Annotated in this window: 22 protein-coding genes and 1 pseudogene; 14 read left to right on the top strand and 9 right to left on the bottom strand. The window is 64.9% G+C overall.

Translation table 11 applies throughout. The annotated features are described in order from the left end of the window. The first annotated feature begins 221 nt into the window (after positions 1 to 221). On the top strand, positions 222 to 458 hold the full coding sequence (locus IOC61_RS16895) for a hypothetical protein (protein WP_195689893.1): 237 nt from the start codon (positions 222 to 224) through the stop codon (positions 456 to 458). A 290-nt stretch (positions 459 to 748) separates the two neighbouring features. Here the strand turns inward: IOC61_RS16895 and IOC61_RS16890 are convergent, their stop codons facing one another. Further along, the gene (locus IOC61_RS16890; protein WP_195689892.1) at positions 749 to 1,051 is read right to left on the bottom strand and encodes a hypothetical protein; all 303 of its coding nucleotides are present in this window, start codon (positions 1,049 to 1,051) and stop codon (positions 749 to 751) included. 352 nt (positions 1,052 to 1,403) lie between these two features. Here IOC61_RS16890 and IOC61_RS16885 point away from each other — a divergent pair, with 352 nt between their 5' ends. Together IOC61_RS16885 and IOC61_RS17995 are read left to right on the top strand one after the other, a co-directional pair. Then, positions 1,404 to 2,678 (top strand): GGDEF domain-containing protein, encoded by a 1,275-nt coding sequence (locus IOC61_RS16885; protein WP_195689891.1) that lies wholly within the window; start codon positions 1,404 to 1,406, stop codon positions 2,676 to 2,678. After that, a pseudogene (locus IOC61_RS17995) lies at positions 2,666 to 2,848 on the top strand (hypothetical protein); the annotation flags it as partial. The gene IOC61_RS16885 and the pseudogene IOC61_RS17995, both read left to right, overlap by 13 nt. Before the next feature lie 105 nt (positions 2,849 to 2,953). Here the strand turns inward: IOC61_RS17995 and IOC61_RS16880 are convergent. From IOC61_RS16880 to IOC61_RS16865, 4 genes are all read right to left on the bottom strand, one after another. After that, positions 2,954 to 4,009: an alcohol dehydrogenase family protein gene (locus tag IOC61_RS16880; RefSeq protein ID WP_229333212.1), complete on the bottom strand. Its 1,056-nt coding sequence runs from the start codon at positions 4,007 to 4,009 to the stop codon at positions 2,954 to 2,956. Positions 4,010 to 4,179: 170 nt separating this feature from the next. Then, entirely contained in the window at positions 4,180 to 4,581 is a 402-nt protein-coding gene (locus IOC61_RS16875) for a VOC family protein (RefSeq protein ID WP_195689890.1), read from the bottom strand. Between the two features lie 136 nt (positions 4,582 to 4,717). Continuing rightward, positions 4,718 to 5,050, bottom strand: coding sequence for a DUF427 domain-containing protein (locus IOC61_RS16870; protein ID WP_195689889.1), 333 nt, complete (start codon positions 5,048 to 5,050; stop codon positions 4,718 to 4,720). Between the two features lie 108 nt (positions 5,051 to 5,158). Beyond that, a complete protein-coding gene (locus IOC61_RS16865; protein ID WP_195689888.1) occupies positions 5,159 to 6,445 on the bottom strand; it encodes an MFS transporter in 1,287 nt (428 codons plus the stop codon). 201 nt (positions 6,446 to 6,646) lie between these two features. Between IOC61_RS16865 and pncB the strand changes: the two genes are divergently transcribed. The 4 genes from pncB (at position 6,647) to IOC61_RS16850 (ending at position 9,433) form a co-directional block, all read left to right on the top strand. Further along, positions 6,647 to 7,867: a nicotinate phosphoribosyltransferase gene (gene pncB, locus IOC61_RS16860; protein ID WP_195689887.1), complete on the top strand. Its 1,221-nt coding sequence runs from the start codon at positions 6,647 to 6,649 to the stop codon at positions 7,865 to 7,867. A gap of 109 nt (positions 7,868 to 7,976) precedes the next feature. Next, positions 7,977 to 8,105 carry a hypothetical protein gene (locus IOC61_RS17845; RefSeq protein ID WP_267491324.1) on the top strand — a complete coding sequence of 43 codons (129 nt, stop codon included), beginning with the start codon at positions 7,977 to 7,979 and terminating at the stop codon, positions 8,103 to 8,105. Next, the gene (locus IOC61_RS16855; RefSeq protein ID WP_195689886.1) at positions 8,102 to 8,395 is read left to right on the top strand and encodes a coiled coil domain-containing protein; all 294 of its coding nucleotides are present in this window, start codon (positions 8,102 to 8,104) and stop codon (positions 8,393 to 8,395) included. The genes IOC61_RS17845 and IOC61_RS16855 overlap by 4 nt, the downstream gene beginning before the upstream one ends. A gap of 36 nt (positions 8,396 to 8,431) precedes the next feature. Beyond that, complete coding sequence (locus IOC61_RS16850; protein WP_195689885.1) at positions 8,432 to 9,433, top strand: ion transporter; 1,002 nt, start codon at positions 8,432 to 8,434, stop codon at positions 9,431 to 9,433. On the opposite strand, the gene IOC61_RS16845 is transcribed toward IOC61_RS16850, so the two are convergent. Next, entirely contained in the window at positions 9,424 to 9,897 is a 474-nt protein-coding gene (locus IOC61_RS16845) for a MerR family transcriptional regulator (protein ID WP_195689884.1), read from the bottom strand. The genes IOC61_RS16850 and IOC61_RS16845 overlap by 10 nt on opposite strands. Before the next feature lie 125 nt (positions 9,898 to 10,022). On the opposite strand from IOC61_RS16845, the gene IOC61_RS16840 reads away from it, so the two are divergent. From IOC61_RS16840 to IOC61_RS16825, 4 genes are all read left to right on the top strand, one after another. Then, the gene (locus IOC61_RS16840; RefSeq protein WP_195689883.1) at positions 10,023 to 12,206 is read left to right on the top strand and encodes a heavy metal translocating P-type ATPase; all 2,184 of its coding nucleotides are present in this window, start codon (positions 10,023 to 10,025) and stop codon (positions 12,204 to 12,206) included. Positions 12,207 to 12,564: 358 nt separating this feature from the next. Next, positions 12,565 to 13,041: a hypothetical protein gene (locus tag IOC61_RS16835; protein ID WP_195689882.1), complete on the top strand. Its 477-nt coding sequence runs from the start codon at positions 12,565 to 12,567 to the stop codon at positions 13,039 to 13,041. A gap of 228 nt (positions 13,042 to 13,269) precedes the next feature. Continuing rightward, entirely contained in the window at positions 13,270 to 14,598 is a 1,329-nt protein-coding gene (locus IOC61_RS16830) for a glycerophosphodiester phosphodiesterase family protein (RefSeq protein WP_195689881.1), read from the top strand. A gap of 237 nt (positions 14,599 to 14,835) precedes the next feature. Further along, positions 14,836 to 15,537 (top strand): glutathione S-transferase N-terminal domain-containing protein, encoded by a 702-nt coding sequence (locus IOC61_RS16825; protein ID WP_195689880.1) that lies wholly within the window; start codon positions 14,836 to 14,838, stop codon positions 15,535 to 15,537. 73 nt (positions 15,538 to 15,610) lie between these two features. Here the strand turns inward: IOC61_RS16825 and IOC61_RS16820 are convergent, their stop codons facing one another. Together IOC61_RS16820 and IOC61_RS16815 are read right to left on the bottom strand one after the other, a co-directional pair. Beyond that, positions 15,611 to 15,949, bottom strand: a complete 339-nt coding sequence (locus IOC61_RS16820) for a hypothetical protein (RefSeq protein WP_195689879.1) — start codon at positions 15,947 to 15,949, stop codon at positions 15,611 to 15,613. Between the two features lie 66 nt (positions 15,950 to 16,015). Next, positions 16,016 to 16,648, bottom strand: a complete 633-nt coding sequence (locus IOC61_RS16815) for an SDR family oxidoreductase (RefSeq protein WP_195689878.1) — start codon at positions 16,646 to 16,648, stop codon at positions 16,016 to 16,018. Positions 16,649 to 16,884: 236 nt separating this feature from the next. Between IOC61_RS16815 and IOC61_RS16810 the strand changes: the two genes are divergently transcribed. Genes IOC61_RS16810 through IOC61_RS16800 form a run of 3 tightly spaced genes read left to right on the top strand, consistent with a single transcriptional unit; the run spans position 16,885 to position 18,948 of the window. After that, a complete protein-coding gene (locus IOC61_RS16810; protein WP_195689877.1) occupies positions 16,885 to 17,505 on the top strand; it encodes a LemA family protein in 621 nt (206 codons plus the stop codon). After that, a complete protein-coding gene (locus tag IOC61_RS16805) occupies positions 17,502 to 18,272 on the top strand; it encodes a TPM domain-containing protein (RefSeq protein WP_195689876.1) in 771 nt (256 codons plus the stop codon). Before IOC61_RS16810 ends, IOC61_RS16805 begins: the two co-directional genes overlap by 4 nt. Before the next feature lie 58 nt (positions 18,273 to 18,330). Beyond that, positions 18,331 to 18,948: a TPM domain-containing protein gene (locus tag IOC61_RS16800; protein WP_195689875.1), complete on the top strand. Its 618-nt coding sequence runs from the start codon at positions 18,331 to 18,333 to the stop codon at positions 18,946 to 18,948. Positions 18,949 to 18,985: 37 nt separating this feature from the next. On the opposite strand, the gene IOC61_RS16795 is transcribed toward IOC61_RS16800, so the two are convergent. Next, entirely contained in the window at positions 18,986 to 19,555 is a 570-nt protein-coding gene (locus IOC61_RS16795; RefSeq protein WP_195689874.1) for a nucleoside deaminase, read from the bottom strand. Between the last annotated feature and the right edge of the window lie 3 nt (positions 19,556 to 19,558).

Here is a 19,558-nt window from a genome sequence, read left to right as displayed (position 1 = left end):
TTCACCGGATGCTGTCAGTCGCGCGGCAGGCTGTCGCTGTCAGCGGCTGTTAGCCCCCGCCCCAAAATCATTCAATTTTATTGAATGAAAAGTGCGATATAAGCACTTTTTATTCTACATAGTGGTTGAATTATCATTCTAACTATCGGCGAGAGAGGTTGCCTCTACGTCGCCCTGCCAAGTACAGGCCACTTATCACCCTATAGACACGAGGTATTGCCATGAAAACTCGAAACGTCGCACTGGCCATGATGACACTGATGCTGAGCACAGGCCCCCTGATGGCAATGGATTCCCAGTATCAGGAAAGTCAGCGTAAGGCGTTGCAGGAAGAAAGCACAGGCGTGGCCATGCAGGCGGATTCTTCCAACGACCAGCAGCGCGAGGACGGCCAGCACCTAAGGGAAGATGGCGCAGAATCACTGACACAGGAAGCCCTGCGCTTCTGGTGGCTGTAACGCTTCACTGAAGCAGGAGACCCGACTCCAGAGACCCACACGATGTGCCCCGCCAGGTTGGCGGGGCACATCTCTATCTGCACGAAAAATTCTTTTGGCTCATCGAATCAATCGATGAATCTATTCGGCCGGAATGACAAAGAAAGACGCCCCGACACGATAATGGCCCGCTCGATGAGCGGGCCATTATCGTGTCGGCTGGATCGTGCTAACCGGCAGAGGAAGGCACTGCTGTATCGACGACACATTTCGTGCCTTTCCTCTCAGTAGCCTCGTTCGGCTACACCCTTTCATTTGGTCGCATTCAGGCTCAACTGCAGAGCATCGCTGGACGCTTCCACACGTGGAACGTCCTGGTGTTGCGCGCTCAGGTTTGCTCGGGCCTTGGCCATCGCAGTGCTCTGGTCGGCATGCTCGAAGGTCTGGGCAATCGTCATCATCGCAACGGGCTCCGGAGAATCCTGGATAGTGGCCTGTTCGGGAGTGGACAGCGGTTCGTGCAACTGAATGCTGCGCTCGGAGGCCTGGCCGGCCTGAGCGACCATCGGAAGAGCGGCGATGAACAGAGCGAAAAGGGTCGGTTTGAACTTCATGAGGTGCCTCCTTTGTTTCGGCTTTGAGATTCATGCCCTAACGGCTTGTGAGCATACTAGCGGAACGACAAAGTCGAACAAAAGCGGCTTAAATTGGAATTTAAATTCTAAAAAATAGAAAAATTTGCGTAGCCTAAGCTGCGGCCCGCTCGGCTACCGCTGCTGCTCAAGAGTGCCGACGAGGCGCTCTACCGCGCCAGGCGCGGCGGCCGCGATCGCGTCTGTCTGGCATCACCGGCCTCGCTGCCCCAGCACGACTCCGCGCCAGCGAATACCACGTAGGCCGATTCAACGTCAGGCAACGCCCGGTTCCGATACCCTGACCCGGGATCCAGGCACCTTCAGGGCCACCATGCCCAGCGAGAGGCGCCATGCCCTTCAACCCAAACTGGACGGGGAGGACCTGGCCTTGCCGGCACCAGGCACCACACATCACTTGCACCGGCTGACCGGTCAGTTCCACGAGCAGAGCAGGGAAGCGCTGTATCGCCGGAGCATCGAGCCACGAGTCCGAACGGAAACCGGCCTGGCGCTAAGCGTGGCGTCCCTGATCTACGCCATGTTTGCCATCTCGGACTACTTTTATACCGGCTTGACCCCGGAGTTCTTCCTGTTGACCACCATGCGCACCCTGGTGGTCGTCTCATGCCTGACCCTGGCCGTCGTGATCGGACGGCGGGGCAACGACACCCCCCATGTCTGGCTGCACGCCCTGCCACTCTGGATACTGGCGACCGGTATCATCCTGATCGTTCCCTTGCGCCCCGAGACCCTTTCGACCCAGGTGCCGGCGGTGGTGGTCGCCACCATGGCCTTCTACCTGCTCATCCCCAATCTGCTGCCCGTCGCGGCAGTCGCCAGCCTCTATCTGGGCATCGGCTTTCTGGTTGCGTCCGTGATGGCGGCGGACGCCCCTGCCGTGGTCGTGATGCGCACCACCCTGCTGCTTATCATGACCAATGGCGTAGGCTTCTTCACCCTGCTGCGCCTGGAGAAGCTGCAGCGCAAGCAGTTCGCGCTTCTGCAGGAGGAGCGCGTGCAGAACCGCCAGCTGGTCGAGGAGATCACGCACCGCAGGTCACTCGAGGCTCAGCTGCGCAGGCTCGCCGAGCAGGATGCACTGACCGGCCTGGACTCTCGCCGCCACTTCATGACCCGCGCCGAGGCGATGCTACGGCGCTCGCGGCACGCCCAGGCGCCCTTCTGCCTGTTCATGATCGACGTGGATCACTTCAAGGCCATCAACGATACCTGGGGACATGATCAGGGGGATCGTGTACTGACCGCGATCGCCGAAGCCTGTCAGCGATCCCTCCGGCCCCAGGATGTGATCGGACGCTTCGGAGGCGAGGAGTTCATCGTGGCCCTGCCGGAGACCCATCTGAAGGACGCACGGATGGTGGCGGAGCGCCTGCGGAGGCAGGTCAGCGAGCTGACGGTGATGGAAGCGGTGCCCGCCCACCGCCTGACCGTCACCATCGGCATCGCAGGAGTTCGCGACGAGGAAGCCGACCTGGACGACCTGATCCAGCGGGCCGACCGCGCCCTCTACGCCGGCAAGCACGGCGGCAGGAATCGGGTGGTCAGTCACGAAGGGAGCGAAGAGGCCCCCTCAACCCAACCCTGAGACCAAAGCTGGTCTACACCGGCATCACCCGCGCCAGACACTGGCTCAGCCTGGTGGAAACCGGACGCGGCCAACTGTTGGACGCGGTGGAGAGACGGGTAATGCGGGTGAGTGGGTTGGGAATATCCAGGCGGACATCACCATCAGCTGAGCTGCCGTCATCTGGATGATAGGCGCGGCCTGAGTCAAGACAATCATGTGAGCTGAGTTAACTCTCGCCGTATCGACAGCAAGTGCCATACACCCGAGGTGGCCACGATTCGGCGTCCAGGTGACTACCCCGCTGCGCCAACCTCAAGCACGATTTTTCCGACATGACGCTTTTCCTGGAACAGCGCCTGTGCCTCACCAATCTGCTCGAGGGGAAAAGTCGCCGCCACCAGGGGGGCAATGCGCCCCTTCTCGATGTGTGCGACCAGATTGCCGAAGACCTCCGGCTCCAGCACCGTGCAGCCCAACAGGCTCAGGTCCTTGAGGTAGAGCGTTCGAACATCCAGTTCGACGATGGGGCCGGCGATGGCGCCCGAGACGGCATAGCGTCCCTGACGGCGCAGCACCTCCAGGTATTGCGGCCACTGCTCGCCGGCGACCAGATCTGCCACGACATCGACGCTGCCGGCTTCGAGGGCATCGCGCAGCGCCTGGTCTCGCAATACCACCTCGTCGGCGCCCAGTTCCCGCAGCATCTCGGCCTTCTCCGCGCTGGTGATAGCGATGACATAGGCCCCACGCGCCTTGGCCAGCTGGACGGCGGCCGAGCCGACCCCGCCGGAGGCCCCCGTGACCAGCACGCGTTCCCCCGATGCGACCCGGGCCCGCGTCAACAGATTCTCGGCAGTGGAGTAGGAGCAGGGAAAGGAGGCGAGCTCGACGTCGCTCAGCTCACTGTCGACGCGATAGGCATGCCGCGCGGCTACGGTGGTGTATTCCGCGAAGCCGCCGTCGCACTCGGAGCCGAAGTACCAGGGCGAATCCAGCGGCACGCCGCGATGCTCCCTGAGGGCTGGCTCGACCAGCACCCGTTCGCCGATCCGCTCGGCGCTCACGCCCTCCCCGACGGCGGCGATCCGGCCGCAGACATCGGCCCCCTGAATACGCGGGAACTGAAGCGGGTTGCCGGACCAGCTGGCATCCTCACTGTCAGCGTCGCCCTTCGAGTACCAGGCGAGTCGAGTATTGACGTCGGTGTTGTTGACGCCGGCAGCAGCCACCCGAATCAGCACATCCCCCGGCCCCGGGGTCGGCACGGGGATATCGTGGCGGGCGTGAAGGACATCCGGTCCGCCATGTCCGGTAAGCTGGATGCCGAGCATCGTGTCAGGCAGCTTCATGATCGGTTTTCCTCATCAGTTGTTGGGCCCCGCCGTCCAGGCCGAGCGAATGGCTTCCTCTCCCGGCGTGGGCCAGGCCGCCGAGGCCCCCTCGTGGAGCAAAAAGAGTTCTCCGCCAGCTCCTCTCGACCGCTCAGGTTCGCCAGTAATCGGCGCATGTCTTGCTTGTGCTACTCGACATCGCCGCGATAGACGATATGGACCTTATTCCCATCTAAATCTCGAAAATACGCGCCATAGTAACCGGGGCCATAGTGAGGCCTTTCACCTGGCGCACCTTCGTCTACGGCCCCATTCTCTACAGCCTTCTTGTACGCAGCTTCGACATTCTCGACAGACGATGCTGCGAAGGCGACCATGCTGCCATTACCGGCGCTGGCTGCCTTACCATTGAACGGCTGATATACATAAAAACACGGCAAAGAATTTCCGGCGAGTCCCCAGCACGCTGACTCCGGGGCGCCGTCTGGAGTTACTGGTCGCCGATGAATCCCCAACACCTCAAGAACGGCATCGTAAAAGCTGGCAGCTCGACTCAGATCCGAGCATCCGAATGTTACGTGGCTAAACATATGCCCTCGCTTATACCCAACAGGCACTATACCGCAAGACTGATACTGCACTTCAACGTGTACGCGTGTTCAATAATCGCCCGATTAACCGGGCTCCCACGATAACCATGCGATGACCCGCTCGAGTCGAAAATGTTCATTTATCTTCCTCATCACCATAGAATGCCAACCGCCCCTCAATCTCCTCCACTCCCTCCTTTGGCCGCTCATAACTCCACGCCACATACTTGTGCTCGCCGAAGGAGTAATAAATAGCATCGCCCTTGAAGGGGCAATGAGTCACGGTGTGGGAGGAGGTCAGCAGATCCATCCGTACATCGTCGCGGGAGAGGTACTGCCGCGGCGGGTAGTCGCGCTCGCGCAGCTCGATGGCGCGGGTGGTGTCGGCCAGCAGGGTGCCGTCGATGACGATACGCACCCGACGCGAGTGCGGGTGCAGGGTGATGCAGGGCTCGGGGGCATCGTCCATGATCGTTCCCTGTGTGGTTTTTCTAATATGCCCCACAGGGTAGCAGCCCGGGCATCGCCCTGCCCTTCGCCATTGGTGGCTGGGTGATCACCCGGCCACCGGGGCCGTTCACGACATGGAGGCGGGTGCCTCGTCTTCCCCCTCGACGGGCTCCTCCAGCGGCTCGCCCTCCTCATTCTTGAGTTGGTGATCATAGGCCGCCTGAAGGCCGCTCTCCTCCTCGGTGGCCTCCTCTTCCGCCAGGGCGATGGCGCCCGGGTAGAAGGGCGAGAGCATGGCCACCAGGATGCCGAGGGCCGCGAACATGGCGAAGGCGTCGGCATGGCCGAAGCCCTCCACCAGCGCCCCCACTGCCGGCGAGCCGGTGGCCTGGCCCAGCGATACCGCCATGAAGGGCAGCACCGGCCCCATCGAGAGCCGGCCCGGCAGCAACCGGATGCCGGTCATCAGATAGAGACCGGTCAGGCTCATGTAGGCCAGGCCGAAGACCAGCGCGGAAAAGGCCGCCAGCACCGCGTTGGCGGGGCTGGCAGCCAGTAGCGCCAGGCTCGCCGCCAGCATCATCAGCATCAGGGCCTGGGTAATCGGCGGGTTGTTGCGATCGGCCAGATCGGCCACCACGGCACCGCCAAGCCCCGCGATGCCCACCGCCAGCCATAACCACCCGGTAACGCCCGGGGGAAGGCCACCCAGGGTGACCACCAGGTCAGGCGCGAAGATCCAGTAGGCAGAGGAGACGAAACCCATCACGTAGGCGAAGAGCGATAGCCGGATCAGACGCGACCATGGCAGTTCATTGAGTGGCGGCGGTTCCGCCGCGTCGGCCGGCACGACCCGCGAGACCGAGGGTAGCAGAAGCCAGGCGGCGATCACACCGAGAACGGCAAGAACGGCGAAGGAGAGATAGGCGTGGCGCCAGGCGCCAGCCAGGAACAGCACCGTCGGGACGGCCACGATCACGCCGATGCTGGTCCCCGCGTTCATCACCGAGCTGACGCGGCCATGCAACGACCGTCTGACTGTCGCCTGCATGGCCGCGGTCAGCGCAGGCATCATCAAGCCGGTGCAGATGCCACATGCGAATACCCCCGAGCCCAGCATCAGCGCCCCACTGGCCCGACTGATCAGCGTAAGCCCCACAGCACCGAAGAGTCCCGAGAGTACCGCCGTATAGCGGGCGCCGAGATGGTCGGTGATCACGGGGGCCACCGCGGTGGCCAGCAGGAAGCTGATCAGCGGCAGTGAGCCGATGATGCCGATCACATAGGAGGAGAGGCCCAACTCGTCGCGTATCGGGGGCACGAAGAGCCCGAAGGCGAAGCGCGCCAGTCCATAGCTGATGGCAATCAGCGCGGCCCCGAAGATCGCGAATCCCGTTCCCGAAAGTGCTTTCATGGCGGCTCCTCCTGTCGGATTTCGAGGGTGCGCTCCCGCGGTGTGGCCGAAATGGCGACGCGGACATGCCTGACTCGACCTTGCCACCGACCCGGGTCGCCATGCCACCGAAGCAAGGGTGTCTTGTCTGTTGCCTCTCGAAATGGCCGCCCCCGGGCGATACGATGACCATCGATGCCATCACCACACAGGGAGCACTCCATGGCGGCCGCGTATCGCGCACCGGGCCAGATCATCACCTCACTGCTCGATACCGACTGGTACAAGCTGACCATGATGCAGGGGGTGCACCACAAGTACCCCAACGCCAACGTGGCCTGGGAGTTTCGCTGCCGCAACGCCGAGAACCTGGCGCCCTACCTGGGCGAGATTCGCGACCAGATCGATCGGCTGGCCAGCCTGGCCCTGAGCCGTGACGAGTCGACCTACCTGAGCGGCTTTCCCTACCTGTCCCCCGACTTCATTCGCTTCCTGGAGCTGTACCGCTTCCGCCCGGAGTACGTGTCCACCTATATGGAAGGCAGCGAGCTGTGCATCGTCATCGACGGTCCCTGGTCGCACAGCATCCTGTTCGAGATCGTGATCCTGGCGATCATCAGCGAGGTGCGCAATCGGGTGCTGCATCCCGGTGCCCGCATCGATGAGGCGGTGGACCGACTGCGCGACAAGCTGGCGGCGCTGCGCCGCGACTACACGCCGGCCCAGTTGGCCGACTTCCGCCTGGCCGACTTCGGCACCCGACGGCGGCTGTCGCAGCCGGTGCAGGAGGCGATTATCGGCGTACTGGCCGAGGAGTTTCCGGGCCAGTTCGTCGGCACCAGCAACGTCGATATCGCCCGCCGCCACGGCCTGGCGCCCATGGGTACCATGGCCCACGAGTGGGTGATGGCCCATCAGCAGCTGGGCAGCCGACTGGTGGATAGCCAGCGCGCCGCCCTGGAGGCCTGGGTCCAGGAGTATCGCGGCCACCTCGGCGTGGCGCTGACCGATACCATCACCCTAGATGCCTTCCTGGCCGATTTCGATCTCTACTTCGCCAAGCTGTTCGATGGCCTGCGCCACGACAGCGGCGATCCACTGGTGTTCGCCGAGAAGTGCATCCGCCACTATGAGCGGCTGGGCATCGACCCCAGGGGCAAGACGCTGATCTTCAGCGATGCGTTGACCTTCGACTCGGCCATGGCCATCAAGCAGGCGCTGAAGGGGCGCATTCGCACCAGCTTCGGCATCGGCACCAGCCTGACCTGCGACCTGCCCGGAGTGACGCCGATGAACATCGTCATCAAGATGGTCTCGTGCAACGGTCAGCCGGTAGCCAAGATCTCCGATGCCCCGGGCAAGGCCTCCACCCGCGACCCGGAATATGTCCACTACCTGCGAAGCGTGTTCAACGTCGAAGAGCCAGAAGAGTCTGGGCGATGAACTCTGCCAGGAAGCCCATGACCCAGGCGGTCAGGAATTGACTATTCTCGATGGATCCAAGGCCAACCGCGGGGCTGGCCCGGCGCGCCCTTGTCCCACCGACGTAGAGATGTCATCTTCAAAGGAGCATGTCATCAATAGTGCCACCCCTGCCGCGCAGGGGCTCTTCCTGGGCCCACCGCGCTTCGAGGGGTTCGAGGTTATCCAGACCGTCGACAACGAGGAGAGCGACAGATGAGCACGCGAGACGCCTACGAGCAGAAGCTGCGCGCCAAGCTGGACGAATGGCAGGCCGAGATCGACAAGCTGAAGGCACAGGCGCAAAGCTCCGAGGCCGATGCAAGGCTCAAGGAGGAACGCAAGCAGGAGGCCGAGCAGCTGGAGCAGAAGCGTGAAGAACTGCGCCAGAAGCTGGAGGAGATGCGTGCCTCCGGCGATGACGCCTGGGATGACCTCAAGCAGGGTGCCGAGCGCGCCTGGAAGTCGATGAGCGACTCCTTCGAGAAGGCTCGCTCACGCTTCAAGTAACCGCCCCGAACGACGATGCCGCCGCCAGGAGGCGCCATGTCAGATGCCCGCAACACGTCTCTCGGCCCATTAGGGGAGCGCGTTCATCTGGCCTGGGACCTGCTGATCATTGCGCTGGTCATCGCCAACCTGGCCCTGCTGCTGTTCGACAGCCTGTTTCTGCTGCCGCCGCTGAACGGCGCCTTCGAGGCCGTGACGCCAGGCCTTCACGGCGCCTACGAGCGCCATATCCATGCCAACTTTCTCACCATCGACCTGGCGTTCGTGGCGGTATTTATTCTCGATGTGCTGCTGGGCTGGGCGGTGGCCATCGCCGAGCGGCGCTATCACCGCTGGTTTTTCTACCCCTTCGTGCACTGGTACGACGTGCTCGGCTGCATCCCGCTGGGTGGCTTCCGGCTGCTGCGTGTCCTGCGGGTCATCTCGCTGCTGCACCGTCTGCAGCGGCTGGACATGATCGATGTACGCCGCTGGTACCTCTATGCCGTTCTCGCCAAGTACTACGACATCCTGATGGAGGAGCTCACCGACCGCATCGCCATCCGCATGCTGGACAACGTCCAGGCCCAGGTGCGTTCTCGCGACTCCCTCACCAATAGCGTGGTGGAGCGGGTGGTGCGGCCTCGCCAGCAGGCACTGATCCAGGAGATCAGCCAGCGCCTGGAGGCCATGGCGGGCAGTGCCTACACCCACAATCGCCCGGATATCCTGCGCTACGTGCGCGGCCTGGTGGGCCGCACCCTGACGGAGAGCCCGGAGATCCAGCGGCTCTCGCGCCTGCCGATGGGCGGCCAGTTGACCCGGGGACTCGAGGCCTCGCTCTCCGACCTGGCCTGTCGTCTGGTCAACGAGGCCCTGGCAGGGCTGCAGTCGCCAGAGTTCTCCACCCTGGTGGAGCATCTGGCCGAAAGCGGCCTCGATGCCTGGCTGCGCACCGACCCGCACTCCGAACAGGTCACCGAGCAGGTGCTGGTCGACATGCTGGAGCTGCTCAAGGAGCAGGTCGCGGTCAAGGAGTGGCGACAGCGCTACGAATGAGGGCCCTGTTTCAGATCACCGGCGCCACCATGGGCCTGCTCGCTGTTGCACAACTGGTGATCGCTCAGCACCTCGATGATGCGACAGCTCTCGACCTTGCCGCCAGCACACTGTCCCACCATCCGGCGCAGCTCGTCGCGCAGTGCCTCGAGGCGCTGCAGCCGTGACTCCACCTCCTCGAGGTGGTGCTTGGCGATGACATCCACCTCATGACAGGACATGTCGGGCCGATCCGACATCGTCAGCAGTTCACGCACCGCGTCCACCGAGAACCCGAAGTCCCGGGCATGACGAATGAAGGTCAGCCGTCTCACGGCCTCCTCACCATAGCGGCGCTGGCCCCCCTCGGTACGCATCGCACCACTCATCAAGCCGACACGTTCGTAATAGCGCACCGTTTCAGGCTTGCAGCCGGCACGACGCGCCAGCTCCCCGATGCCGATGGCGGCGTTGGTCTCCGACATGCTGACGAACCTCCCGTAACGACTTGAACCTATTCCTTGAACCTATCCCTTGAATCTATTCCTTGAATCTATAGTTGCTACAAGGTTTATGCTGTAGACAGTAACCTACCAGCAGGAGTGCCACCATGGAAACTTCCCCCACTATGCAAGCCTCCTCGGCGCTGACCCTCCGGGTCGAAGGCATGGACTGCGGCGGCTGCGAGCGCAAGGTCGAGTCCGCCCTGGGGCGCCTGGAGGGCATCGAACAGGTACAGGCAAGCTCGGTCACCGGCTCGGTGAAAATTGTTCCGGCATCGCAGGGCTCTCCGAACCACGAGACAATCGAGCGTACCCTCGACGAGCTGGGCTATCGGGTCGTCACCGGTGATCAGCGAAACCAGGCGAGCGACTCGCCAACCCCCTGGTGGCAAACCGCCAAGGGACGGCTGGTACTGGTCACGGGCGGCCTGCTGGCGCTGGCCTTTATCCTGCGCCTGACCTTTCCGGCCCTTGGCAACTGGCCCTTTGTGGCGGCCACCGTGGTGGGCCTGGTGCCCATCATCCAGGGGGCCTGGGGGGCGCTGAAGATGCGCAACCCCTTCACCATCGAGATGCTGATGAGCATTGCCGCCCTGGGCGCGCTGGCGATCGACGCCGCCGCCGAGGCCGCCGTGGTGGTATTCCTGTTTGCCGTGGGTGAGCTCCTGGAGGGGGTGGCCGCCTCTCGGGCGCGACGCAGCATCTCGGCCCTGGCGAACCTGGCGCCGTCGACGGCGAGGCTGATCGATGAGCAGGGGACCCGCGAGGTGTCGGCCTCCTCCCTCACCCCTGGCCAGCGCGTCATGATTCGGCCGGGTGACCGCGTTCCCTGCGATGGTCGCATCCTGGCGGGAACCTCCGAGCTCGACGAGTCACCGGTCAATGGCGAGTCCGTGCCCCGCTCGCGCTCGGTCGACGATGAGGTACTTGCCGGCACGGTGAACCTGAATGCCGCCCTCGAGGTGGAGGTGACCCGCGGTGCCGAGGACAACACCATCGCGCGGGTCATTCGCCTGGTCGAGGAGGCCCAGGCCGCCAAGGCACCGGTGGCACGCTTCATCGACCGCTTCGCCTACTACTACATGCCGGCGGTGGTCGGGCTGGCCCTGCTGATGGCGGTGGTGCCGCCACTGGTCTCGAGCATGGCCTGGTCGGAGTCGATCTATCGCGCCCTGGCACTGCTGCTGATCGCCTGCCCCTGTGCCCTGGTGATCTCGACTCCGGCGGCGATCGCGGCCGGCCTCTCGACGGGGGCGCGTCGTGGGCTGCTGATCAAGGGCGGCGCCGTGCTCGAACAGCTGGGCAAGCTACGCCTGGTGGCGCTGGACAAGACCGGCACGCTTACCGTCGGTGCGCCGCAGGTCACCGATGTGGCTGACTGGACCGGCGACCAGGGCGAACACGAGGTGCTGCGCCTGGCGGCGGCGATGGAGCAGGACTCCAGCCACCCGATCGCTCAGGCCATCCTGGGCCATGCCCAGCAGCAGGGTCTGACGCTGCCCCGGGCCAGCGAGAGCCGTGCCGTGGCGGGTCGGGGGATCGACGCCTGGGTCGAGGGGCGTGAGCTTGGCCTGGTGCCACCCCATCACCTCCTCGACCGGGGGCTCCTCGACGACAGGCAGAGCGCACAGGTCAGCGCCCTGGAGGAGGCCGGCAAGAGCCTCGCCGTGCTGGTGGAGGGCGAGCGCCCGCTCGGCCTGATCGCCGTACGCGATGAACCCCGCGACGATGCCCGCGAGGGCCTCGCGGCCCTCTCGCGCCTCGGCGTACAGGCGGTGATGCTCAGCGGTGACAACGTGCGCACCGCCAGGGCCATCGGCGACAGCCTGGGCATCGAGGCCCACGGCAAGCTGATGCCCGAAGACAAGGCGCGTCATATCCGCGACTGGCAGGCCGCCGGCAGGGGCCCGATCGGCAAGGTGGGCGACGGCATCAACGATGCGCCGGCCCTGGCCTCGGCTGACGTGGGCATCGCCATGGGCGGTGGCACGGATGTGGCGCTGGAGACCGCCGATGCGGCACTGCTCAAGAACCGCGTGACCGGCATCGCCGAGCTGATCGATCTGTCACGCGCCACTCTCAACAACGTGAAGACCAACGTCGCCCTGGCCCTGGGCCTCAAGGCCATCTTCCTGGCTACCACGGCGCTGGGCTTCACCGGCATGTGGATCGCCGTGATGGCGGATACCGGTGCCACCGTGCTGGTGACCCTGAATGCCATGCGGCTGCTGGGCTATCGCTTCTCGCCGGGGCCCGCCCCGGCGGTGGCCCAACCCGCCGCCGCATCGTGACGTCCGCGTGCTCGAGCAACGGCGGCAAGGGCAGCGCCCTAATCCCCCGCCGTTCAAGGCCTTCGCCCGCTCCCGGCGATAGGCTTCGATGTGCTCGGCCGGGCCCGTCGGCTACGTAGGCAATGTAGGCAATGTAGGCATTGCGGCCGTCGAGCACCGTCTCGAACAGATAGTTCAGCGCCGCGTTCAAGCGGGTGCGGGGCGTGAGCCCGAAGGCGCATCGAGCGAGAGCCCTGGCCAGCGACTGGGCGGACCCGGGCGACGCCCCTGCTCACCTCTCCGCCGAAAACCTCCCTACACTGGAGTGACCCACACCCGCCACCCCTCCACGTGGGCGCTCGACCACCGGTATCTCGCCATGAAAAAGCCCCTGATCACCTTCCCTGCCATCCTCATGTTGTGCCTTCACCCCATGACGGCATTCAGCCAGGACACCGCGCCGGCTTCTGCCGTCACCTACAAGACGGGGGACCCTGCCAACTGGCCAGAAGAGCTGGATGCCGTGGTCGCCGCACCGGACAACCACAAGATCCTCCTGGAGAACGACAGGGTGCGAGTGCTGGAAGTCACCCTGCTGCCGGGCGTGGTGGAGCCCCTACATTCCCATCGATGGCCCAGCGTCCTCTATCTCCAGGCGGCGGGGGAGTTCATCGACCGTGACGCGGACGGCAACATCATCTTCGACACCCGAGAACTGGATGCGCCCCTGACCATCCCGCTGACGATGTGGAAGGCGCCGGAAGCCCCCCACTCGGTGGAGAACCTGAGTGACGAGGTCACGCTGCGCCTGATCCGTGTGGAGATAAAGCCGGAGGCGTCACCAGCCCGAGAATGAATTGAACCGCCCGGCGGCATGCCGGGTGGGCATCGTTCTGGCACAAGGGTCATGACGGCCTGTCGGGGCGTCCATCATGGCCATCGAGCATATCCCGTGGAGTCGTCATCTCTCCACATATCCCGGTTCCACTGGGAACGCAGCCCCGGTCGTGGGCTCTGCTACGCTGAGCGAGTCACTCCACCACTCAAGCGACTCACGAGGCACATCATGAAAAGGACTTACCCCATGAACAGGACCGGCGCGCTGCCACGCATAGGCCTAGCACTTGCCATTGGCATCGTCGTTTCCCTGGCCTCGGCGTCCGCGCTGGCCACCAGCCCACAGAAGATCACCGCCGTGGAAGCGGCCCAGAACATTACCCTGGGACCCCGTCCGCTGTTCCTGATCCAGGACATGGACGAGAGCACCCAGCGCGAACGCCAACTCAAGGAGACCCTGCTGCGCTGTGCCGCCGACACCGATCGTTGGCAGCGCCGGGACTTCTCGATCGGCCATCGAGGGGCGGCCATGCAGTTCCCCGAGCATACCCGGGAATCCTACATCGCCGCGACCCAGATGGGCGCCGGCATCGTGGAGTGTGACGTCACCTTCACCGAGGACAAGGCGCTGGTGTGCCGCCACTCCCAGTGTGACCTGCACGCCACGACCAACATCCTCGAGACCGACCTGGCCGATCAGTGCAGCGTGCCACCGGCCTTCGATCCCGAGACCGGCGCACTGACCAACGCCGAGGCGGTCCAGTGTTGCACCAGCAATATCACCCTGGCCGAGTTCCAGAGCCTCGAGGGGCGCATGGACGGCGTGAACACAGAGGCCGACTCCCTGGCGGCGTATCTCGACGGCACGCCCGGCTGGCGCACCGACCTCTACGCCACCCGCGGCACCCTGATGACCCATGCCGAGAGCATCGAGCTGTTCCAGTCGCTGGGCGTGCGCATGACGCCGGAGCTCAAGGCACCGAGCGTCGCGATGCCCTTCGACGGCATGAGCCAGGCCGACTACGCCCAGAAGATGATCGATGAGTACACGGACGCCGGCGTGCCGGCCGAGGACGTCTTCCCGCAGTCGTTCAACCTGGACGACGTGCGCTACTGGATCGACAACGCCCCCGAGTTCGCCGCTCAGGCGGTCTACCTGGACGACCGTTACGACAACGAGGCCTTCGATCATCGCGACCCGGCGAGCTGGTCGCCGAGCATGGAGGCGCTCGCCGAGCAGGGCGTGAAGATCCTGGCGCCGCCGATGTGGATGCTGCTCGAGGCGCGTCCCGAGGCCGGCGAGAACGAGGAACGCATCGTGCCCTCGGTCTATGCCGAGCGCGCCAAGGCGGCCGGACTCGAGCTGATCGCCTGGAGCTTCGAACGTTCCGGTCCCCTCAGCGAGGACGGCGAGTGGTACCACCAGAGCGTCGATGCGGTGGTCGACAACGAGGGCGACAAGCTGCTGGTGCTGGACGTGCTGGCCAAGGATGTGGGCATCCTGGGCCTGTTCTCGGATTGGCCGGCGACCGTGACCCTCTACGACAACTGCCTCAATCCCGAGCCCGCTTCCTGACGCCGCCACGAGGATCGACATGACGTCACACCGCTCGCCTTCCACCCATCAAGGTCCTCGGGAAGCGCGTCCACCGCTACCTGCTATCTGCCGAGACGCATGTCTTCTTCCGAGTCCTGGGCGTGGTGCTGGTATTGGTCAGCGTGGCCGGGCTTGTCGGCTCACCGGGATGAACCCTATGACGCAGGATGGAAAAGACGTTCCTCAACTTTCGTTGTTCCCACAAGGATTTCCCTCATGACCGACCTGGCTGCCTTCCCCATCACACGCAAGTGGCCTGCCCGGCATCCCGAGCGCCTGCAGCTCTATTCGCTGCCCACGCCCAATGGGGTCAAGGTATCGATCATGCTGGAGGAGACCGGCCTGCCCTACGAGGCGCACCGGGTCAGCTTCGATGGCGATGATCAACGCTCCCCCGAGTTCCTGTCGCTGAATCCCAACGGCAAGATCCCGGCTATCCTCGACCCCGACGGCCCGGAGGGCAAGCCGCTGCCGCTGTTTGAATCGGGGGCGATCCTGGTCTATCTCGCCGACAAGACCGGGCAACTCATGCCCGAGCTCCCCCATGATCGCTATCAGGCCCTGCAGTGGCTGATGTTCCAGATGGGCGGCATTGGCCCGATGTTCGGCCAGGTGGGGTTCTTCCACAAGTTCGCCGGCCGGGAGATCGAGGACAAGCGCCCGCGGGATCGCTATGTAGGCGAATCCCGGCGCCTGCTGGGCGTGCTGGACCGGCAGCTGGCGGGGCGTGACTGGTTGCTGGGCGAGGCCTTCTCGATCGCCGACATCGCGATCTTGCCCTGGGTGCGCAACCTTGGCGGCTTCTACGAGGCGGGGGAGCTGGTGGGTATCGACGACTTCCCGCAGGTCAATCGCGTGCTGGCCGCCTTCCTGGCGCGCCCCGCCGTGCAACGTGGGCTGACGATTCCAGCAGAGTGATGGCGCCCCCTTCGAGGCGCGCTCGCGCTTCAAGTAGCGGCTGCCTTCCTCCTGGCGCCGATATGCGACGCCCTCACCCCCCGCCGCTCAAGGCCTTCGCCCGCTCCCGGCGATAGGCCTCCACGTGCTCGGTCGGGTCGGCGGGAAAGCGGCCGAGCTCGACGGCCAGCTCGAAGAAGCCCGCCCGGGGCAGCTCGCCGCGGCGGCTGACCACCAGGGCGGCGATCAGTGGGCGGCCAGCGGCCACGTCCTCGCGCATCAATGCCTCGAGGGCCAGGGCGACGCGCTGGATGGTGCGCGGCGGTGAAAGACCCAGCGCCTCGGCGGCCTGCTGGTAGGTTATCGGCAGCTGCTCGGCGGGCAGGCGCTCGAGCAGGGCGCGCAGGCGCGGCGGCAGGTCGGGGTCGTGCATCGTCGGGGGCCTGGGTGTCGAGGGCCTGGGTGTCGAGGGCCTGGGTGTCGAGGACATGGCGTCGGCTCAGCGCAGGGCCTCGCCGATCTCCCGCTCGCCGTCGAGCAGCACGAACTCGCGGTCGACCAGCTCTCGTGCCTTGAGCAGGTGCAACAGGGCATGGGCGACGTTGGCGCGTGACACCTGGTTCTCGCCGCCGGTTTCCGCGAGCGAGGTGGCCACCCGCTCGGAGGCTGGCACGTCGGTGAGCCGGCCCGGCTTGAGGATCAGGTGGGGCACGCCGGCAATGCGCAGGTGAGCATCGGCGGCGAACTTGGCCGCCATGTAGGGGCGCAGCTTCTCCGGGGCCTCCATGGGGTTCTCGGCCCGCATGGCACTGACCATCAGGAAACGCTCGATGCCCTGCTCTTGGGCGATATCCACGCTGCGGATGGCCGCGTAGAGGTCGATCAGCAGGGTCTTGTCGGGGCCGGTATGCGGGCCCGACCCGGCGGTGAAGATCACCTGGTCGCAACCGTCGAAGGCATGACGGAAGTCACCCTCCAGGTCGGCGATGACCGTTTCGATGCCGCGCTCTTCGAACCAGGGCTGCTGGGCCGTGTCGCGGATCATCGCCTTGATGGGCTCGCCGGCGGCCTTCGACAGCTCACAGAACTGCCGGCCGATCTGGCCGTTGGCACCGATCACCAGGGTCGTCATGGGCTCTCCTCGGGTAGCGTGAGGTGGACTGAAAAGCGTTCGATGATAAGGGCGTGTCCTCTCCCCTGCATGCGGGCGCGTCCGACGGGAATCAAGGTGGACCCGCCTGCCCGGCATCCGGACCTGTCGCACCGACGACGCCACCGGGCAGAATCTCGGTATGGCATCGCTTCCTTCGCATCCACCTGAGCTGTACCGTAGACGACATAAAATCGCAATCACAGGATGACTCACCCATGCCGACGAGACACCCTCCACTTCCCGACTCTCGCCTCTGGCGTTTCACCCTCGTGCTGGTCATGGCGGTGCTGCTGACGGGCTGCGGCGTCAACAACATCCCCACCTATGACGAACAGGTGAAGTCGGCCTGGGCCCAGGTGGAAAACCAGTACCAGCGGCGCGCGGACCTGGTGCCCAACCTGGTCGAGACGGTCAAGGGCTTTGCCCGACAGGAGCAGGAGACCCTGACCGCCGTGGTGGAGGCTCGTGCCGAGGCGACCTCCATCCAGATCGACGCCGAGTCGCTGGACGACCCCCAGAAGATGCGCCAGTTCGAACAGGCCCAGCAGCAGCTGACCGGTGCGCTGAGCCGGCTGATGGCGGTCTCCGAGCGTTACCCCGAGCTGAAGTCGAATCAGAACTTCCTGAGCCTGCAGTCACAGCTGGAAGGCACCGAGAACCGCATCGCCGTGGCGCGACGCGATTACATCACCGCCGTAGAGCGCTACAACACCGAGATCCGCACCTTCCCCGGCCGCCTCTGGCACAGCGTGCTTTACAGCGACATGGAGATTCGCGAAAGCTTCGAAGCCACGACCGACAATGCGGACCAGGCCCCACAGGTGGAGTTTGAATGAGTCATCTTCTGCGCATTCCGCTACTGGCGCTGCTGCTGACGGCGACCCTTGCTCTTCAGGCACAAGGCCTCCAGGCCCAGGAGATCGACTTCCCTGAACTGACCGGGCGCGTGGTGGACCGAGCCGAGCTGCTGGACCCGGCCACCGAAACACGCCTGAGCGAGCGCCTCGCGGCCCACGAGGAAGCCACCACCGAGCAGCTGGTGGTGGCCACCTTGCCCGACCTGCAGGGCGTCACCATCGAGGAGTATGGCTATCAACTGGGCCGCCACTGGGGCATCGGCCAGGAGGAAAAGGACAACGGCGCCCTGCTGATCGTGGCGCCCAACGAGCGCAAGGTACGCATCGAGGTCGGCTATGGCCTCGAGGGTCGCCTGACCGACGCCCAGTCCTCGGCGATCATCAACCAGACCCTGACGCCGGCCTTTCGCGAGGGTGACTACGCCCGCGGGATCAGCGAAGGCGTGGCGGCGATGATCCGGGTGCTAGGGGGCGAGCCCATGGATACCCGCGCCACTTCCGGCACCACTTCCGGCACCCCAGCCGACGAGCAGGGCCCGCAGGGGCCGGCATCGATCCTCTTCTTCGTGATGTTCGTGATCGTCATGAGCCTGGTACGTGGTGGTCGCGGCGGCTTGCTGGCCGGCCTGCTACTCGGCGGTGCGCTGGGTGGCGGATCCCGCGGAGGCGGCGGCTTCGGCGACGGGGGTGGTTTCGGCGGTGGCGGTGGCGGCTTCGGTGGCGGCGGCGCGTCCGGCGGCTGGTAACTCCCCCTACCGGTGGCGACACCGACAGGACAATCAGGATTCGGAGATCACGATCCCCATGGCTTTATTGAGTGAAGACGAGCAGCGCCGGGTAACCGAGGCAATTCAGCGGGTCGAACGCGACACCGATGCCGAGCTGGTGACGGTACTGGCGCCGAAGGCGGACAACTACGCCTATATCCCGCTGCTCTGGGCGGGCCTGCTGGCCCTGGTAGTGCCCGGGGCGGTCAACTACTTTCCCGGCTGGTTCTCGGCCTGGGAACTGACTCTGGTGCAGTGGGCCACCTTTATCGTGCTGGGCCTGGTATTCCGCCATCCCGCCATCACCACCCGAATGATCCCGCGCGCGGTTCGCCACTGGCGGGCGGCCAACCTCGCCCGGCGGCAGTTCCTGGAACAGAACCTCCACCATACCGAGGTGGGAACGGGGATGCTGATCTTCGTCTCGGAAGCCGAGCGCTATGTGGAGATCCTGGTCGACCGTGGCATCTCGGCGCGTATCTCTGACGAGGCCTGGCAGTCCATCGTGGCGGCATTCACCCGGCGGGTAAAGGAGGGCGAGACGCTGCAGGGCTTCCTCGAGTGCATCGAGGCCTGCGGCGAGCATCTCAAGGAGCAGGTGCCGGCCACCCACGAGCGCAACGAGCTGCCCAACCATCTGATCGTGCTGGAGTGACCGGCTAGCGGGTGCGGACTGGAGGCGGCCGCAGCGCCTAGTTAGTGGCGCAGAGCCCCTTCCAGTCCTCGAGGTCGAGCTCGGGGCGCTCGGCGCGGAAGCGGGCGTAGAGCTCGATGCCTTGCGAATCCTCGAGAATATCGACCCGCACGCCCCGGCTCTGGAGCAGCGCTTCGGTGCCCGAGGCATTGGTGACATCGCCCACCACGACCCGGCTGAAGCCGCGCATGCTGACCAGCGTGGCACAGATCTCGCAGGGGCTCAGCGAGGTGAAGAGCGTGGTGCGGCTGAAGTCGATTCGCCCGGCATCACGGATGGCGGAGGTCTCGCCATGGTGGTAGGGGTGATTCTCCTGCACCAGGGTATTGTGCCCCTTGCCGACGATGCGCCGGGTGGCGTTGTCGATGATCAGCGCCCCGATGGGGCAGCCGCCCTCATCGAAGCTCTTCTGCGCCAGCAGCACGGCGATACGCATGAAGTCGGCATCGGTGAGGCGGCGGGCGAAGCCCTCATCCATCAGCACCGGCAGGCTGGCGGTGGGCATATGGGCGATGGCGGCACGCGCCGCCTGGGTCACTTCCGTGCGGGTGTCGAGCAGCGTTTGCATGAC

The sequence above is a fragment of the Halomonas sp. KAO genome (assembly GCF_015595025.1).
Classification (GTDB): domain Bacteria; phylum Pseudomonadota; class Gammaproteobacteria; order Pseudomonadales; family Halomonadaceae; genus Halomonas.
The sequence above is the reverse complement of the archived record's forward strand: the minus strand, read 5'-3'. Positions and strand labels throughout refer to the sequence as shown.

What these genes read in the sequence shown, in the direction of transcription:
- IOC61_RS16885 (WP_195689891.1), top strand. Translation starts at nt 1,404, where the DNA reads ATGCCCAGCGAGAGGCGCCATGCCCTTCAACCCAAACTGGACGGGGAG.
- IOC61_RS16825 (WP_195689880.1), top strand. Translation starts at nt 14,836, where the DNA reads ATGACCGACCTGGCTGCCTTCCCCATCACACGCAAGTGGCCTGCCCGG.
- IOC61_RS16855 (WP_195689886.1), top strand. Translation starts at nt 8,102, where the DNA reads ATGAGCACGCGAGACGCCTACGAGCAGAAGCTGCGCGCCAAGCTGGAC.
- IOC61_RS16820 (WP_195689879.1), bottom strand. Translation starts at nt 15,949, where the DNA reads ATGCACGACCCCGACCTGCCGCCGCGCCTGCGCGCCCTGCTCGAGCGC.
- IOC61_RS16850 (WP_195689885.1), top strand. Translation starts at nt 8,432, where the DNA reads ATGTCAGATGCCCGCAACACGTCTCTCGGCCCATTAGGGGAGCGCGTT.
- IOC61_RS16845 (WP_195689884.1), bottom strand. Translation starts at nt 9,897, where the DNA reads ATGTCGGAGACCAACGCCGCCATCGGCATCGGGGAGCTGGCGCGTCGT.
- IOC61_RS16875 (WP_195689890.1), bottom strand. Translation starts at nt 4,581, where the DNA reads ATGTTTAGCCACGTAACATTCGGATGCTCGGATCTGAGTCGAGCTGCC.
- IOC61_RS16830 (WP_195689881.1), top strand. Translation starts at nt 13,270, where the DNA reads ATGAACAGGACCGGCGCGCTGCCACGCATAGGCCTAGCACTTGCCATT.
- IOC61_RS16880 (WP_229333212.1), bottom strand. Translation starts at nt 4,009, where the DNA reads ATGAAGCTGCCTGACACGATGCTCGGCATCCAGCTTACCGGACATGGC.
- IOC61_RS16795 (WP_195689874.1), bottom strand. Translation starts at nt 19,555, where the DNA reads ATGCAAACGCTGCTCGACACCCGCACGGAAGTGACCCAGGCGGCGCGT.
- IOC61_RS17845 (WP_267491324.1), top strand. Translation starts at nt 7,977, where the DNA reads ATGTCATCTTCAAAGGAGCATGTCATCAATAGTGCCACCCCTGCCGCG.
- pncB (WP_195689887.1), top strand. Translation starts at nt 6,647, where the DNA reads ATGGCGGCCGCGTATCGCGCACCGGGCCAGATCATCACCTCACTGCTC.
- IOC61_RS16895 (WP_195689893.1), top strand. Translation starts at nt 222, where the DNA reads ATGAAAACTCGAAACGTCGCACTGGCCATGATGACACTGATGCTGAGC.
- IOC61_RS16840 (WP_195689883.1), top strand. Translation starts at nt 10,023, where the DNA reads ATGGAAACTTCCCCCACTATGCAAGCCTCCTCGGCGCTGACCCTCCGG.
- IOC61_RS16890 (WP_195689892.1), bottom strand. Translation starts at nt 1,051, where the DNA reads ATGAAGTTCAAACCGACCCTTTTCGCTCTGTTCATCGCCGCTCTTCCG.
- IOC61_RS16815 (WP_195689878.1), bottom strand. Translation starts at nt 16,648, where the DNA reads ATGACGACCCTGGTGATCGGTGCCAACGGCCAGATCGGCCGGCAGTTC.
- IOC61_RS16805 (WP_195689876.1), top strand. Translation starts at nt 17,502, where the DNA reads ATGAGTCATCTTCTGCGCATTCCGCTACTGGCGCTGCTGCTGACGGCG.
- IOC61_RS16810 (WP_195689877.1), top strand. Translation starts at nt 16,885, where the DNA reads ATGCCGACGAGACACCCTCCACTTCCCGACTCTCGCCTCTGGCGTTTC.
- IOC61_RS16800 (WP_195689875.1), top strand. Translation starts at nt 18,331, where the DNA reads ATGGCTTTATTGAGTGAAGACGAGCAGCGCCGGGTAACCGAGGCAATT.
- IOC61_RS16870 (WP_195689889.1), bottom strand. Translation starts at nt 5,050, where the DNA reads ATGGACGATGCCCCCGAGCCCTGCATCACCCTGCACCCGCACTCGCGT.
- IOC61_RS16865 (WP_195689888.1), bottom strand. Translation starts at nt 6,445, where the DNA reads ATGAAAGCACTTTCGGGAACGGGATTCGCGATCTTCGGGGCCGCGCTG.
- IOC61_RS16835 (WP_195689882.1), top strand. Translation starts at nt 12,565, where the DNA reads ATGAAAAAGCCCCTGATCACCTTCCCTGCCATCCTCATGTTGTGCCTT.